13 protein-coding genes are annotated in these 15151 nt (G+C 66.2%); 6 read left to right on the top strand and 7 right to left on the bottom strand.

What is annotated here, in order from left to right:
- Positions 1-99 precede the first annotated feature (99 nt).
- Positions 100-504, top strand: coding sequence for a YccF domain-containing protein (locus QM712_RS06005; RefSeq protein WP_415022145.1), 405 nt, complete (start codon positions 100-102; stop codon positions 502-504).
- A gap of 166 nt (positions 505-670) precedes the next feature.
- The gene (gene ppc / locus QM712_RS06000; protein ID WP_415022144.1) at positions 671-3493 is read left to right on the top strand and encodes a phosphoenolpyruvate carboxylase; all 2823 of its coding nucleotides are present in this window, start codon (positions 671-673) and stop codon (positions 3491-3493) included.
- 119 nt (positions 3494-3612) lie between these two features.
- Here the strand turns inward: ppc and QM712_RS05995 are convergent, their stop codons facing one another.
- The 4 genes from QM712_RS05995 to QM712_RS05980 all read right to left on the bottom strand — a co-directional run bounded on the left by QM712_RS05995 (position 3613) and on the right by QM712_RS05980 (position 7436).
- On the bottom strand, positions 3613-4731 hold the full coding sequence (locus tag QM712_RS05995) for an SMP-30/gluconolactonase/LRE family protein (protein WP_415022143.1): 1119 nt from the start codon (positions 4729-4731) through the stop codon (positions 3613-3615).
- Positions 4732-4847: 116 nt separating this feature from the next.
- Positions 4848-5762 carry an SDR family oxidoreductase gene (locus tag QM712_RS05990; RefSeq protein ID WP_415022142.1) on the bottom strand — a complete coding sequence of 305 codons (915 nt, stop codon included), beginning with the start codon at positions 5760-5762 and terminating at the stop codon, positions 4848-4850.
- A 117-nt stretch (positions 5763-5879) separates the two neighbouring features.
- A complete protein-coding gene (locus tag QM712_RS05985; protein WP_415022141.1) occupies positions 5880-7019 on the bottom strand; it encodes a thiolase C-terminal domain-containing protein in 1140 nt (379 codons plus the stop codon).
- A gap of 3 nt (positions 7020-7022) precedes the next feature.
- Positions 7023-7436 (bottom strand): Zn-ribbon domain-containing OB-fold protein, encoded by a 414-nt coding sequence (locus QM712_RS05980; RefSeq protein ID WP_415022140.1) that lies wholly within the window; start codon positions 7434-7436, stop codon positions 7023-7025.
- A 190-nt stretch (positions 7437-7626) separates the two neighbouring features.
- On the opposite strand from QM712_RS05980, the gene QM712_RS05975 reads away from it, so the two are divergent.
- The 4 genes from QM712_RS05975 to alkB all read left to right on the top strand — a co-directional run bounded on the left by QM712_RS05975 (position 7627) and on the right by alkB (position 11251).
- On the top strand, positions 7627-8976 hold the full coding sequence (locus tag QM712_RS05975; RefSeq protein WP_415022316.1) for an amidase: 1350 nt from the start codon (positions 7627-7629) through the stop codon (positions 8974-8976).
- Positions 8969-9655 carry a DUF2848 domain-containing protein gene (locus QM712_RS05970; RefSeq protein WP_415022139.1) on the top strand — a complete coding sequence of 229 codons (687 nt, stop codon included), beginning with the start codon at positions 8969-8971 and terminating at the stop codon, positions 9653-9655. Before QM712_RS05975 ends, QM712_RS05970 begins: the two co-directional genes overlap by 8 nt.
- A 169-nt stretch (positions 9656-9824) precedes the next feature.
- Positions 9825-10571, top strand: a complete 747-nt coding sequence (locus tag QM712_RS05965; protein WP_415022138.1) for a 2OG-Fe(II) oxygenase — start codon at positions 9825-9827, stop codon at positions 10569-10571.
- 26 nt (positions 10572-10597) lie between these two features.
- Positions 10598-11251: a DNA oxidative demethylase AlkB gene (alkB, locus tag QM712_RS05960; protein ID WP_415022137.1), complete on the top strand. Its 654-nt coding sequence runs from the start codon at positions 10598-10600 to the stop codon at positions 11249-11251.
- 144 nt (positions 11252-11395) lie between these two features.
- Here alkB and QM712_RS05955 read toward each other — a convergent pair whose 3' ends face one another.
- The 3 genes from QM712_RS05955 to hpaD all read right to left on the bottom strand — a co-directional run bounded on the left by QM712_RS05955 (position 11396) and on the right by hpaD (position 15044).
- Positions 11396-13021: a thiamine pyrophosphate-dependent enzyme gene (locus QM712_RS05955; RefSeq protein WP_415022136.1), complete on the bottom strand. Its 1626-nt coding sequence runs from the start codon at positions 13019-13021 to the stop codon at positions 11396-11398.
- A gap of 24 nt (positions 13022-13045) precedes the next feature.
- Positions 13046-13915, bottom strand: a complete 870-nt coding sequence (locus tag QM712_RS05950) for a fumarylacetoacetate hydrolase family protein (protein ID WP_415022135.1) — start codon at positions 13913-13915, stop codon at positions 13046-13048.
- Between the two features lie 145 nt (positions 13916-14060).
- Positions 14061-15044, bottom strand: a complete 984-nt coding sequence (gene hpaD / locus QM712_RS05945; RefSeq protein ID WP_415022134.1) for a 3,4-dihydroxyphenylacetate 2,3-dioxygenase — start codon at positions 15042-15044, stop codon at positions 14061-14063.
- Between the last annotated feature and the right edge of the window lie 107 nt (positions 15045-15151).

Below are 15151 nucleotides of genomic sequence, written 5' to 3'. Positions count from 1 at the left end.
TCGGTTTGGCGGCGATCACTTCGCCGTTTGCGGCGAGTCTTGGTCGACGACCGCGAATGTCGTGCTATACGGCAGCCATCATTGTCAGCGGATGATCCCATGGCGCCGGTCTCTCTCTTGCTCAACGTGATCTGGATTCTCATCGGCGGTGCCTGGATGGCATTGGGCTGGATGGTGGCCTCCGTCATCATGGCCATCACCATCATCGGCCTGCCCTGGGCGCGGGCAGCGTTCAATATCGGCGTCTATGCCCTGCTGCCGTTCGGCTCCAGGGCCGTCAACCGCGACGCGGTCACAGGCGCGTCCGATATCGGCACCGGTCCGCTCGGGCTGATCGGAAACATCATCTGGTTCGTGCTGGCCGGCTGGTGGCTGGCGCTCGGCCATGTCCTGACGGCCTTGATCTTCGCGATCACCATCATCGGCATTCCCTTCGCCTGGGCCCATCTCAAGTTGGCGGGCATCGCGCTCTGGCCGATCGGCAAGGTGATCGTCCCGGCCTAGCCTCAGAAGCAGAGACCGGTCCGGCTCGTTCATCGTCTGACAGCGGGAGATTTCGCTCGTCCCGCCCGTTTGTGTGCGCCGCCCCCAACTTCATCTTGCGCTGCGGCAAAAAACTTGCACACTCGACTGTTCCGGGCACCCAAGGGGCATAGAAGGGGAGCGAACCATGTCCCTCAAGACCGTATCATCCGACGCCACTGACCAGCGCGCCAACCGCCCTGAGGATGCTCAGGCGCTGGAAGCGGATGCGCGGCTGCGCGACGATATCCGGCTGCTCGGCCGTATCCTGGGCGACACGGTGCGGGATCAGGAGGGCGCCGACGTGTTCGACCTGGTCGAGCGCATCCGCCAGACCTCGATCCGGTTCCATCGCGACGAAGACCGGGTTGCCCGACGCGAACTCGAGCAGATCCTCGACAGCATGTCGACGTCGGAGACGGTGCGGATCGTCCGCGCCTTCAGCTATTTCTCGCACCTCGCCAACATCGCCGAGGACCAGAACAACATCCGCCAGATGCGCGCCCGCAGCGCGGCCAAGGAGGCCGCCAGGGAAGCCGGGTCGCGCGCCGGCACCGGCGTGCTGGCGGAGACACTCGCCCATGCCAGAGACGCCGGCATCGGCGACGCGCAGCTGCGCGGCTTCTTCAAGGACGCGCTCGTCAGCCCGGTGCTGACCGCGCACCCGACCGAGGTTCGCCGCAAGAGCACCATGGATCGCGAGATGGAGGTCGCCGCGTTGCTCGACCGCCGCGAGCGGGTCGCGCTGACCGCGGAGGAGGCGGAGGCCAGCGACGAGCAACTCCGCCGCGAGGTGCTGACGCTCTGGCAGACCAATCTGCTCCGCCGGACCAAGCTCACCGTGCTCGACGAGGTCGCCAACGGCCTGTCGTTCTACGACTACACCTTCCTCCACGAAGTGCCGCGGCTGGTCAACGCGCTGGAGGACCGGCTGGAAGAGGGCGGGGAGCAGGCGGGAGGCGAGGTCGCCTCGTTCCTGCGCATGGGAAGCTGGATCGGCGGCGACCGCGACGGCAATCCCTTCGTCACCGCCGACGTGATGCGCGGCACGTTGCGGCTGCAGTCGAGTCGGGTGATGCAGTTCTATCTGGAAGAGCTTCACGTGCTCGGCTCGGAACTGTCGATCGCGGCGCACCTCGCCGATGTGTCCGAGGAGCTGCGTGCGCTCGCGGAACGCTCGCCTGATACGTCGGCGCACCGGAGCGGCGAGCCTTACCGTCTCGCGGTCTCCGGCATCTATGCCCGGCTCGCTGCGACCGCCGAGAAGCTCCAGGTCGAGATCATCCGCAAGCCGGTCGGCAAGGGAGCGCCTTACGAGAGCGTCAAGGAACTGCAGGCCGATCTCGACGTGCTGCATCGCTCGCTGATCTCCAACAATGCGCGCGTGATCGCCCGCGGCCGGCTGCGGCTGCTGCGCCGAGCCGTCGATTGCTTCGGCTTCCATCTGGCGCGCCTCGACATCCGCCAGAACTCGGCGGTGCACGAGCGGACCGTCGCCGAGCTGATGGACGCGGCCAACCCGGGCATGTCCTATCTCGCGCTCGGCGAGGAGGCGCGCATATCGCTGCTCACCAACGAATTGCGCAGCACGCGTTCGCTGGTCTCGCAGTTCGTCAAATACAGCGACGAGACGATGGGCGAGCTCAACGTGTTCCATGCGGCCGCGGAGGCCCATGCCAAGTTCGGCCCGGATGCGATCCCCCAATGCATCATCTCGATGTGCAAGGGCATGTCCGACATGCTCGAGGTGGCGGTGCTGCTGAAGGAGGTCGGTCTCGTCAATCCGTCCGGCCGCAGCGCCATCAACATCGTGCCGCTGTTCGAGACCATCGAGGACCTGCAGGCCTCCGGCGGCATCATGGACCGCATGCTGGCGCTGCACGACTATCGTCGCCTCGTCGACAGCCGCGGCAGCGTGCAGGAAGTCATGCTCGGCTATTCCGACAGCAACAAGGATGGCGGCTTCGTCACCTCGGGCTGGGAGCTGTACAAGGCCGAGATCGGCCTGGTCGAGGTGTTCGAGCGCCATGGCGTGCGCCTGCGCCTGTTCCATGGCCGTGGCGGCTCGGTCGGCCGCGGCGGCGGTCCGAGCTACGACGCCATCGTGGCGCAGCCCGGCGGCGCGGTGAACGGCCAGATCCGCATCACGGAGCAGGGCGAGATCATCTCGTCGAAATATTCCAACGCGGAGGTCGGCCGCAACAATCTGGAGATTCTCGCCGCGGCGACGCTGGAGGCGAGTCTCCTGCATCCGCGCCAGAGCGCGCCGCGCGGCGAATACCTGACCGCGATGGATGAACTGTCCAACCTCGCCTTCAAGGCCTATCGCGGCCTCGTCTACGAGACCGACGGCTTCGTCGATTATTTCTGGGCCTCGACCGTCATCAACGAGATCGCGACGCTGAACATCGGCAGCCGCCCGGCCTCGCGCAAGAAGACCCGCGCGATCGAGGATCTGCGCGCGATTCCCTGGGTGTTCTCCTGGGCGCAATGCCGCCTGATGCTGCCGGGCTGGTACGGCTTCGGCAGCGCGGTCGAGCAATGGATTTCAGCGCATCCCGACAAGGGCATGCCGTTCCTGAAGGAGCTCTACAAGGAATGGCCGTTCTTCCGCATGCTGCTGTCGAATATGGACATGGTGCTCGCGAAAAGCTCGATCGCGATCGCCTCGCGCTACGCCGAGCTCGTGCCGGACGAAGCCCTGCGCGAGAAGATCTTCGGCCGCATCCGCCGCGAATGGCATTCCTGCATCGAGACGTTGCTCGACATCATGGGGCAGGACCGGCTGCTGCAGGGCAATCCGCTGCTGGAGCGCTCCGTGCGTCACCGCTTCCCCTATCTCGACCCGCTCAACCACGTGCAGGTCGAGCTGCTCAAGGAGCATCGCGCTCAGAATCCGGACGAACAGGTGCTGCGCGGAATTCAGCTCACCATCAACGGCATCTCGGCGGGGCTGCGGAATACGGGTTGAGCGCGCGACGGCGCGGCAGGCCCGCCCGTCATGCCCAGGCTTCCACTTCTTTCTCACACGCGGCAGCGCGCCAATGGCCGGGACGAGCCCGGCCATGATGCGGGAAGAGTGAGGAACGCTCAGCAGAAGTGAGCGCCCTGCGCCTCCACATAGACCGCATAGAGCGATTGGCTCGCGGTCATGAACAGACGGTTGCGCTTCCGGCCGCCGAAGCAGAGGTTGGCGCAGGTCTCCGGCAGCATGATCTGGCCGATGCGCGCGCCGTCGGTCGATGCGAATACCTGCACACCGTCATAGCCCGGTCCGACCCATCCGGCGCCGACCCAGATATTGCCATCGGTGTCGACGCGCATGCCGTCGGGGAAGCCGGATTTGCCCTCGAGCTTCATGTCGATCAGCTTCTTCGGGTTCGACAGCTTGGTGCCGTCGATGTCGTATGACCAGATCACGTTCTCGGCCTGCGGGTAATGCGTGATGCCGGTGTCGCAGACATAAAGCTTCTTGTAGTCGTGGCTGAAGGCGACGCCGTTCGGCTTGAACGGCTCGTCCGCGACCTTCGCCAGTTGTCCCGTCTGCGTGTCCAGGCGATAGACGGCTTCCTTCTGGTAGGGCTGCAGCGAGCCGGTCTTGGCCAACTGGCCCTCGTAGATGCTGATCGCGCCGTAGCCGGGATCGGTGAACCAGATCGCCTTGTCGTTGGGATGCACGACCATGTCGTTCGGGCCGTTGAGCTGCTTGCCGTTGGCCTGCTCGGCCAGGGTCGTCACCGAACCGTCGTGCTCGTAGCGGACCAGACGCGTGCGCTCGGCCGTGATCTGCCGTCCCTCGGTGTCGAACGAATTGCCGTTGGCCTCGTTGGACGGCTTGTGGAACTGCTCCGAGATATGGCCGTCGTCGTCGAGATAGCGCAGCTGCCGGTTGGCGGGAATGTCGCTCCAGACGAGATATTGCCCCTGCGCATTCCACGCCGGTCCCTCCGCCCACAGGCAGCCGGTATAGAGCCGCTTGATCGCGGTGTTGCCGACCTTCGCCTTGAAGCGCTTGGGGTCGATGACGACGATATCGGGGTCGGGATAGCGTTGCGGCTCGGCGCTGGCGCCGAAGTCGCGGGCGTCGGCCTTCGAGGCGAGCAGGGCCGAGGCGGCCACGGTCGCGGTGCCCTTGAGCAGAGCCCGGCGGCCGAGGCCGCCAGGCTCGCTTGCGTTCGTGTCGTTGGAGTTGGTCAGTATTCTTGTCATGGTTTCCTCCCAAGGTTGTGTTGGGAGGTCACTATCCGCTCGCAATCATGCGTAAAGCGGGGCGATCTCTGGACAAAACAACCAGAGATCGCAGCGCCGGGATGCCGAAAATGTGGCTAGACGGGATCCCAGGGGAAGATGTCGGCGGAGCGGTCGAGCTTGTAGAACGAGCCCTTGAGCGCCGGCATGCCGTGTTCGGCGATCGATTGCGGCGTCCAGCCTTCGCTCCGATGCACTGAGCGCAGCGGACGGTTCTGGCTGAACAGGAAGAGCTCGTTCATGCGCGCGCCGAAGATCTGCCCGCTGACGTCCTTGGCGGCATCCGAGAGCAGATAGGCGCAGACCGGCGCGATCTTCTCCGGCCCCATCTGCTTGATCTTCTCGACACGGGCTTTCTCGGCTTCGGTCTCGGTCGGAATGGTGCCGATCATGCGGGTCCAGGCGAACGGCGAGACGCAGTTTGAACGGACGTTGAAGCGGCCCATGTCGAGTGCGATCGACTTCGACAGTCCGACGATGCCGAGCTTGGCCGCGGCGTAGTTGGCCTGTCCGAAGTTGCCGATCAGGCCGGAGGTCGAGGTGAAGTGTACGAAGGAGCCGCTCTCCTGCTCGCGGAAGATGCGCGCCGCGGCGTGCGAGACGTAGAACGAGCCCATCAGGTGAACCTTGATGACGGCCTCGAAGGCCTCCACGCTCATCTTGTGGAAGATCATGTCGCGCAGGATGCCGGCATTGTTGACGACACCGTCGAGCCGGCCGAAATGATCGGTCGCGCTCTTCACGATCTTGCTCGCTGGGATCGCTTCGGCCACCGACTCGAAATTGGCGACCGCGGTGCCGCCGCGTTTCTTGATCTCGTCGACGACCTCCTCGGCGGGCGTGGCGCTCGAACCGGCGCCGTCGGCAGCGCCGCCGGGATCGTTGACGACGACCTTGGCGCCTTCCGCCGCGCACAGCAGCGCGATCTCGCGGCCGATGCCGCGGCCCGCGCCGGTGACGATGATGACCTTGTCCTGCAGTGATTTCGTCATGTGGGTCCTCCGCTATCTATTCCAGTTCCACCGTCATTCCGGGATGGTGCGCAGCACCAGATCCCGGGCTCTCGAGATCTCGGGTTCGCCCTTCGGGCGTCCCGGAGCGACGGCGCACTACCTCTCGTTCGTAAACACGATCGTGCCCGATGCCGCGAACATGCCGCCGACGCCGTGGCACACCGAAATCTTCGCGCCTGCGACCTGGGCCGGTGCGATGCCGCGCATCTGGCGCACGCTCTCCTGGAGCGCGTACATGCCGTACATGCCCGAGTGCATGTAGGACAGGCCGCCGCCGTTGGTGTTGAGCGGCAGCTTGCCGCCCGGGCGGGTGTTGCCGTCCGCGATGAACTTGCCGGTCTCCTCATGCGGCATGAAGCCGAGATCGCCGAGGCCGAACAGCGGCAGATGCGCGAAGGCATCGTAGATCATGAGATGGTCGACGTCCTTGTGCGCGATGCCCGCTTCCTTGAACGCCAGCGGCCCCGCGGTCTTGAACGCGCGCGAGGAGTTGAACGTCTCCATCTGGCTGACCATCGGCGTCTCCACGCTCTCGCCCGTGCCCATGATGTAGACGGGCTTGCGCGGAAAATCCTTGGCGCGGTCGGCCGAGGTCAGGATCAGCGCGCCGCCGCCGTCGGTGACGAGGCAGCATTGCAGGAGCCTGAACGGATAGGCGATCATGCGCGAATTCAGCACGTCGGCGACCGTGATCGGATCCTTCATCATCGCGCGCGGATTCTTCGCGGCCCATTCCCGCTGCACCACGGCGACCGATGCGAGCTGCTCGTGCGTGATGCCGTAGGTCTTCATGAAGCGCAGCACGGGGATCGGGAACATGCTGGGCGGCCCGTAGACACCGTATGGCGCCTCGAACTGGCCGTTGAGGCTGTCCGCCGGCGTCGAGCGCGGCAGCTTGCCGATCATCGACTTGCCGCTCTCGGCGTGGGTAATCAGCACGGTCTTGCACAGGCCGGCCTCGATCGCGGCCGCGGCATGGCGGACGTGCAGCATGAAGGAGCAGCCGCCGACCGAGGTGCCGTCGACCCAGGTCGGCTTGATGCCGAGATAGTGACAGACCTGCTGCGGCGTTTCGACCGCGGTGGCGAAGCCGTCGATGTCGGACAGTTTCAGCCCGGCGTCGGCGATGGCGTTGAGCGCCGCATCCGCGTGGAGCTGCAGCTGCGACATGTTGGGGACGACACCGAGCTCGGTGGTCTCGGCCGCGCCGACGACCGCAACCTGGTTTCTGCGCATGGCTTACCCCTTCGCCGGACGGAACACGGGGAGGGAGATCTTGTCGTCGAGCTCCTGGAAGGCGACCTCGAGCTTCATGTCGAGTTCGAGCGCTTCGGGAGTCTGCGGGCAATCGATGATGTTGCTCATCATCCGCGGTCCCTCGTCGAGCTCGACCACCGCGATCGCGTAGGGCGGTGTGAAGCCGGGCGCGGCCGGGCGATGGTTGATCACGTAGCTGTAGAGAAAGCCCTTGCCGCTCGCCTTGAAGACGGAGACCTTGCGCGAGGCGCAGGACGGGCAGAACGGGCGCGGCGGGAAGTAGACATGGGCGCAGGCGTCGCAGCGTTGAAGGCGCAACTCTCCCGCCCTGGTGCCGTCCCAGAAATGCTGGGTTTCCGGTGTCGGTTTCGGTCGGGCGCGCTGCGGTTCGGCCATGTTGGCGGGTCCTCCCGGACTTGTTTGCCAAGGACAGGCTTCGCGCCCGCCTGTTTCGATCTTGATGCGACAATTGACCATCACCCGTCAACGGTCCAGCAACGAGCATGCATGCCATCATGCGCACAATGCTTGTGTCGAACTGAGGCAGCGCTGTAGATTGCGCGCGACAATATTCCGCGAGACAGACATGCCCAATTTTCCGACACTGGCGAAGCTGGCCGAAGACCTCGAGAGCGGCCGCACCACCTCCCGCAAGCTCGTCGAAGACTGCATCGCCAAGATCGCCGATCCGGCGGGCGAGGGGCAGCGCGTCTTCATTCACGTCGACAGGGACGCCGCGCTCGTGGCCGCAGACGCGATGGACGCCCTGCGCAAGGCCAAGGCCGCGCCGTCGCGCTATGCCGGTATCCCGATCTCGATCAAGGATCTCTTCGACATCAAGGGCGAGGTGACGCGCGCCGGCTCCCGCGCGCTGGACGATTCCCCGCCGGCCGAGCAGGATGCGGCGACGGTGGCGCGGCTGCGCAAGGCCGGCTTCGTCGTGATCGGGCGGACCAACATGACCGAGTTCGCCTATTCCGGCATCGGCATCAATCCGCATTACGGCACGCCCAAGGGGGCGTGGAACCGTGCCGCGGGTCACGTGCCCGGCGGCTCGTCCTCGGGTGCGGCGGTCTCCGTGTTCGACGGCATGGCGCATGGTGCGCTCGGCACCGACACCGGCGGCTCGTGCCGTATCCCGGCGGCGTTCAACGGCATCGTCGGCTACAAGCCGACGCAGCGGCGCGTGCCGCTCGACGGCGCCGTGCCGCTGTCGTTCTCGCTCGACAGCATCGGGCCTCTGGCGCGATCGGTCAGCTGCTGTGCCATACTCGACGCGGTGCTGGCGAACGAGCCGGTCGTTCCGCTGCGGCCGCGCCCCGTGAAGGGCATGCGGCTGGCGGTGCCGACCACGATCGCGCTCGACGACCTCGACGCGGAGGTATCTGCAACGTTCGAGCGCGCGCTCAAGACGCTCGCTGATCACGGCGCCATCATCGAACGCATCGAGATGGCGGAATTCCACGACATCGGCCCCATGAATGCGAAGGGCGGCTTCGCCGCCGCCGAGAGCTTTGCCTGGCATCGCTATCTCATCACCGCCAAGGGCGACGTCTACGACCCCCGGGTGTCCGTCCGCATCATGCGCGGCGAGGCGCAGAGCGCGGCCGATTACATCGATCTCCTCAACGAGCGCCGTTCGCTGATCGCGCGGGTCAATGCGCGCATCGCACCCTATGATGCGCTGGTCCTGCCGACCACCGCCAACACGCCGCCGAAGATCGCCGATCTCGCCGACGACAAGGCGTTCACGACGGCCAACCTGCGCGCGCTGCGCAATTGCACCCTGATCAACATGATCGACGGCTGCGCCATTTCGCTGCCCGCGCATCGCGAGGGCGATATCCCGGTCGGCCTGATGCTGGCGGGCGCGGGCGGATCGGACCGCCGCATTTTCGAGCTTGCCGCCGGCATGGAGGCCGTGATCCGTGTTTGACCTGACCTTCACCATTGATGCCAAGGGCACGACGACACCGCTGACGCTCGCGATCGACCAGGCCGTGATCGCCGGCTGGACCGGCCGCGATCCCGTCGCCCGCGACAAGCACATCGCCGAACTGCAGGAAATGGGCATCGCTCCGCCGGCCTCGACACCGATCTATTACCGCGCCTCGGCGCGTCGGCTGACCCAGGAAGACAGCATCGAGTGCAGCGGTGGCGATTCCTCCGGTGAGGTCGAGTTCGTGCTGATCGGCTGGCAGGGCCGCATCTTCGTCGGCTGCGGCTCCGACCACACCGACCGTAAAGTCGAGGCCTACAACGTCACCGTCTCCAAGCAGATGTGCGACAAGCCGATCGCCTCGACCCTGTGGGAGATCGAGGACGTGATCGGCCATTGGGACAAGATGATCCTGCGCTCCTACGCCTGGATCAAGGGCGAGCGCGTGCTCTACCAGGAGGGCACGCTGGACGCGATGCTGCCGGTCGCCGATCTCATCGCGCGTGGCTTCGCGGGCGGCAAGCTGCCCGACGGTTGCGCCATGTTCGGCGGTACCTTCGCCGCCAAGGGCGGCATCCGTCCGGCCGATCGCTTCGAGTTCGAGCTGGAGGACCCCGTGCTGAAGCGAACGATCCGGCACGGCTACGACGTCGTGACGCTGCCGGTGATGGGCTGACAGGTCTCCATCGTCGTCGCGAGCGCGGCTCTTTCCGCGTCATTGCGAGCGCAGCGAAGCAATCCCGGATCGTTCCGAGGCGAATTCGGACTGCTTCGCTGCGCTCGCAATGCGGCGGGAGTCGGAAATCGGGTGGCAAAAGGCGGGCGGTCTTGCGAAAGTCTCGGCCATGACAGCAACAGCACGCAAAACAGCCGATAAGCGACCCGATGGCCTCGCCGCCCATGTCGACGCCCTGGACTGGCCCGCGATCACCGCCGAGCTCGACAGCCAGGGTTGCGCCGTTCTCAAGGGGCTGCTCAGGCCGGATCAATGCCGTGCCGTCGCCGCGCTCTATCCGGACGACGCGAACTTCCGCAGCCGCATCGTCATGGGCCGCCACGGCTTCGGCCGCGGCGAGTACAAATATTTCTCCTATCCGCTTCCCGATCTGATTTCTCAGTTGCGGCCGGCGCTGTACGCGCACCTGCAGGGCATCGCCAATCGCTGGAACGAGTCGATGGGGATCGACATCCGCTACCCCCTCGCGCACGCGGCGTTCCTGGAGCGCTGTCACGAGGCAGGGCAGGCGCGGCCGACGCCGCTGCTGTTGCAATACGAGGCCGGCGACTACAATTGCCTGCATCAGGACCTCTACGGAGAGCATGTCTTCCCGCTCCAGGTCGCCATCCTCCTGTCCGAGCCGGGACGCGATTTCGCCGGTGGCGAGTTCGTGCTGACCGAGCAGCGCCCGCGCATGCAGTCGCGCGCCGAAGTGGTTCCGCTGGCGCAGGGCGATGCCGTCGCCTTTGCGGTGCATCACCGCCCGGTGCAGGGGACACGCGGCACTTACCGCGTTAATCTGCGCCACGGCGTGAGCCGTCTCAGATCCGGCCAGCGCCACACGCTGGGTGTGATCTTCCACGATGCCAAGTGAGCAAGCGCGCCAGATGAGTCCTGCGATTGACCGGTGATCTGTTCGACACTGCCGCCGAGGCGCAGCCGTCGCGCGAGGAGATCGCCGATGGCGCCGCACTGCTGCGCGGTTTTGTCCGGCCGATCGAGCAGGAACTGATCGCCGCCGTGCGCGCGATCGTGGCGCAGTCGCCGTTCCGCCGCATGACGACGCCCGGCGGCTATCAGATGTCGGTGGCGATGACCAATTGCGGCGAGCGCGGCTGGATCACCGACCACACCGGCTATCGCTATGATCCGATCGACCCGCGAACCGCCGCGCCATGGCCGGCGATGCCGCCGGTATTCCGCGATCTGGCCCGCCGTGCGGCGGAGCAGGGCGGCTTCATCGGCTTCGCGCCCGACGCCTGCCTCGTCAACCGCTACGAGCCCGGCACGCGGCTATCGCTGCATCAGGACAAGGACGAGCTGGATTTTTCGGCGCCGATCGTCTCGGTCTCGCTCGGCCTGCCTGCGACCTTCCTGTTCGGCGGCTTGGCACGCAGCGACAAGCCGCGCCGCTTCCGTCTGGTCCATGGCGACGTCGTGGTGTGGGGCGGCCCGAGCCGGCTCGCCTATCACGGCGTCGCGCCGCTGGCCGACGGCGAGCATCCGCTGCTCGGCCGCAAGCGCGTCAATTTGACGTTTCGTCAGACGCGCTAGCCTATCCCCTCATCCTGAGGAGCTTGCGAAGCAAGCGTCTCGAAGGAAGGAGGCCCGCGCTGCAGCAGCGGGGCCTTCATGGTTTTCCCGGCGATGCATGGCATCGTCCGGAGGCTGCGCTGGCGCGCCTCCACACCGTGAGGATCACGGCTTCGGCGGGTGGATGAAGGCCCAGGGGCTGACTTCGGAGTCCCGCGTCACCTCGACCGAGATCAGGTACGGCCCGCCGTGGCTCAGCGCCTTCTCCATCGCGGCCTTGAACTGATCGGGCGCGGTGACGCGTGCCGCGGCAACGCCGAAGGACTCCGCGAGCTTGACGAAATCCGGATTGACGAGATCGGACGCCACCACGCGGCCGTCGAAGCGTTCGCGCTGGTCGCGGCGCACATTGCCGTAGGCGTTGTTGTTGAACACCAGCGTGACCACGCCGATGTTGAACTGCACGGCCGTGGCAAGCTCCTGCACGCCGAACATGAAACCGCCGTCGCCGGTGATCGCCACCACGGGCTTGTCGGGGTTGGCGACCTTGGCGCCGAGCGCGGTCGGAAAGCCCGAGCCGAGCGTGCCCTGATAGCCGGAGGTGATGAACGTACGCGGCTCGTAGATCGGGAAGCCGTACCACGAGGCGAAACCGACCTGCGACAGCTCGTCGGTGACGATCGCGTTCGCCGGCAGCACCTCGCGCAGGATGTTGAGATAGGCCATCTGCGGTTGGACGCGCTGGATGTCGACTTGCGCCGAGGCGGTTGCCTCGCGGATCGCGGCGCGGCGGCCTGAGGTCTTGCTGTAGCCGACCTTGCGCACGGCCGCGGCGAGATCAGCCGCGGCGGCCTTGGCATCGGCGATGATCGCCGTATCGGACGAGAAGCGCCGCATCTCGACGGGATCGATGTCGATGCGGATGCTCTTCAAGCCGTCGGGACGATACGGCCAGCGCGACATCGTCGGCAGCTCCAGCCGCGAGCCGATGCCGATCATGAGATCGGTGGTCGGCCAGAGCTTGTAGGCCGCGGCCATGGTGAGGCCGAGCTCGTGCGCGTTGGAGACGATGCCGCGGCCGCTGCGGAAGGCGACGACGGGTGCGTCGATCATCTCGGCGAGTTCGAGGATCTCCTCGCGTGCGTCGATCGCGCCGCTTCCGACGAAGATCATCGGCGCCTTGCTGGCCTTGATGGCCGCGGCAGCCTGCCTGATGAGATCCGGATCGGGCTGCGGCGCGGGCAGCGGCCCAAGCACCTGCGCGGCGGCGGTGTCGGCGCGCTGGGTGAAGATGTCCCAGGGCATCTCGACCGAGGCCGGGCCGCGCCGTCCCGACGTCATCTCCTGGAACGCGCGCGCGACGACCGTCGGCGCATTGCCGGGATATTCGATCCGGTCGGCCCATTTCACATAGGTGCGCAGGGTCGCGAGCTGGTCCGGCATCTCGTGCAGATGGCCGCGGCCCTTGCCCAGGAACTGCGTCGGCACCTGGCCGGTGACGCAGAGCACAGGCTCGTTGCAACCGAAGGCGGTCAACAATGCCGCGCTGGCATTGAGCACGCCGGGGCCGGGCACCACGCTGAACACACCGGGGCGACCGCTCGCGCGCGCATAGCCGAACGCCATGTAGCCGCAGGCCTGCTCGTGCCGCGCGCCGATCACCTTGAGCTGGGCCTGGTGGAAGGCATCGAACAGCCCGTAGACCTGCGCGCCGGGCAGACCGAAAACGGTGTCGACGCCATGGGCCACAAGGCCGCTTACGATCGCTTCGCCGCCGGTAAGGGTGGTCATAGGGCTGTTCCGTCCATCTGTTGATCAGGTCTCGTCCACGATGCCGTTGCGCAGCGTGCCGATACCGTCGGCTTCGACCTCGACGACGTCACCCGGCTTCAGGTAGCGCGGCGGATCGAAGCGGGCGCCGGCACCGGTCGGCGTGCCCGTGACGATGATGTCGCCGGGGACGAGCGTCGCGAACGTCGAGATATAGCTGATGAGGTAACGGAACGGAAAGATCAACCGGGTGGTGCGGTCGTCCTGCCGCAGTTCGCCGTTGACACGCGTGGTCAGGCGGATGTCCGCGACCTGCGATTCCTGCGTGTAGGGCACGAGCCACGGTCCGAGGCTGCCGCTGGAATCGAAATTCTTGCCTTGCGTGACGTTGAACTTGGCGTGACGCAGCCAGTCGCGCACCGAGCCTTCGTTGCAGAGCGTGAGGGCCGCGACGTGGTCGAGCGCGGCGCTCTCCGCGATGTGCCGGCCGAGCTTGCCGATCACGAGCACGATCTCGCCTTCATAGTCGAGCTGCGCGGACGCCTTCGGACGCACCAGCGGCGTGTCGTGGCCGACGAAGGAACGGGGCGAGCGCATGAACATGCTCGGATATTTCGGCGCGTCCTGGCCGTCCTTGTACTCGGCGTTGCGGTCGGGATAGTTGACGCCGATGCAGATGATCTTTTCCGGCGCGGGCACCGGCGGCAGCCAGGTCACGTCGGCGGCTGCATGGTCGGCGCTGCGACCGGCGGCCTCTTCGGCGAGGCTGGCGAGCTTGCCGGCGGCGATGACCTCGCGCAGCGTCGGATAGTCCTTGGCGTGGCGCGCCGACAGATCGACGACGCCGCCGTCCACGACGGCGCCGTAGCGGGTTTCACCCTTGACGGAATAGGTGGCGAGGCGAGGGAGTTTCATTGGCAGCTCATGATCTGTTGTTGTCGCCCCGGCGAAAGCCGGGACCGATATCCCGGCTGCCGCATGCGGACAGCCGGGTTGGACACCCCGTCGTCAGCCCGGTCCTTGCCGGGATGACGCGCTGAAAATCGTCGACGATCGTCGCTTAGTCCGCGACCAGCACGTCGGCCACGAACTTCGGCTCGCGCACGGTCTGGCCCGTGAAGGGCGAGCCCTGCTCGAACCAGGAGCGCGGAGCCGGCGCGCCCCACAGCGTCTGGCGGCGCGGATCGCGCAGCGACCAGCGCAACGGCTCGTGATCGTGGTCGCCGGTGAAATAGTCGCTGGTATAGAGCTCCAGCCGATGGCCGTCGGGATCGCGGACATAGAGGAAGAACGCGTTCGAGATGCCGTGGCGTCCGGGACCGCGCTCGATGTTCTTGACGAAGCCCTGCGAGGCCATGACGTCGCAGAGATGAATGATGTTCATCGCCGTCGGCGTCCAGTACGCGAAATGGTGCAGGCGGGGACCCTTGCCGTTCGTGATGGCGAAGTCGTGGACGTTGCCCTTGCGGTGCATCCAGGCGGCGGCGATGCGGCCGTTCTGTCCATCCTCCTCGGCATACTCGCTGAGACGGAAACCGAGCCGGGCGTAGAAGTCGACCGTGTCCTGCACCTCGGCGGCGAAGACGTTGAAATGGTCGAGCCGCTGCGGATGGCAGCCCCTGTAGAGGTCGTAGCGACGCAGCAGATGCGGCCGGCGGTCCATCGACGCGTAGAGCTCGATCTGGAAGCCGAACGGATCGGTGAATTGCAGGGTGCGGCCCTGGAACGGCTGGTCGACGAAGGCATAGGCAAGACCGTTCTCGGACAGGAACGCGGCGGCCTTGTCGAGATCCTTCTCGTTGCCGACCTTGAAGCCGAGCCGGTTGCAGGCTGGCACCGCCGCCTTGCGCAGCACCAGCGAGTGGTGCTGATGCTCCTCGGCGGCGCGCAGGTACACGACGTTGTCGTCGGCATCCTCGACATGCAGGCCGACGGTGGTCTCGTAGAACTCGCGGCTGAGCTTCAGATCGGTGACGTCGAGCACGGCATGGCTGGAGCGGATGATGTTGAAAGGCGGTTCGAAGACGTGTTGCGGTGCGGGCATGTCGCTTTCCCTTGGACGTGACGTTCCGGGGCGGCTCGAATGGCCGATCCCGAAAGCCGACGTGCGGCGGAGTGGTGGATGAACGGATGCCGGGTGCGTGCTTCGCA

The organism is Bradyrhizobium sp. (genome assembly GCF_047605465.1).
Classification (GTDB): Bacteria; Pseudomonadota; Alphaproteobacteria; order Rhizobiales; family Xanthobacteraceae; genus Bradyrhizobium.
This window is presented reverse-complemented; position numbering and strand designations above follow the sequence as displayed.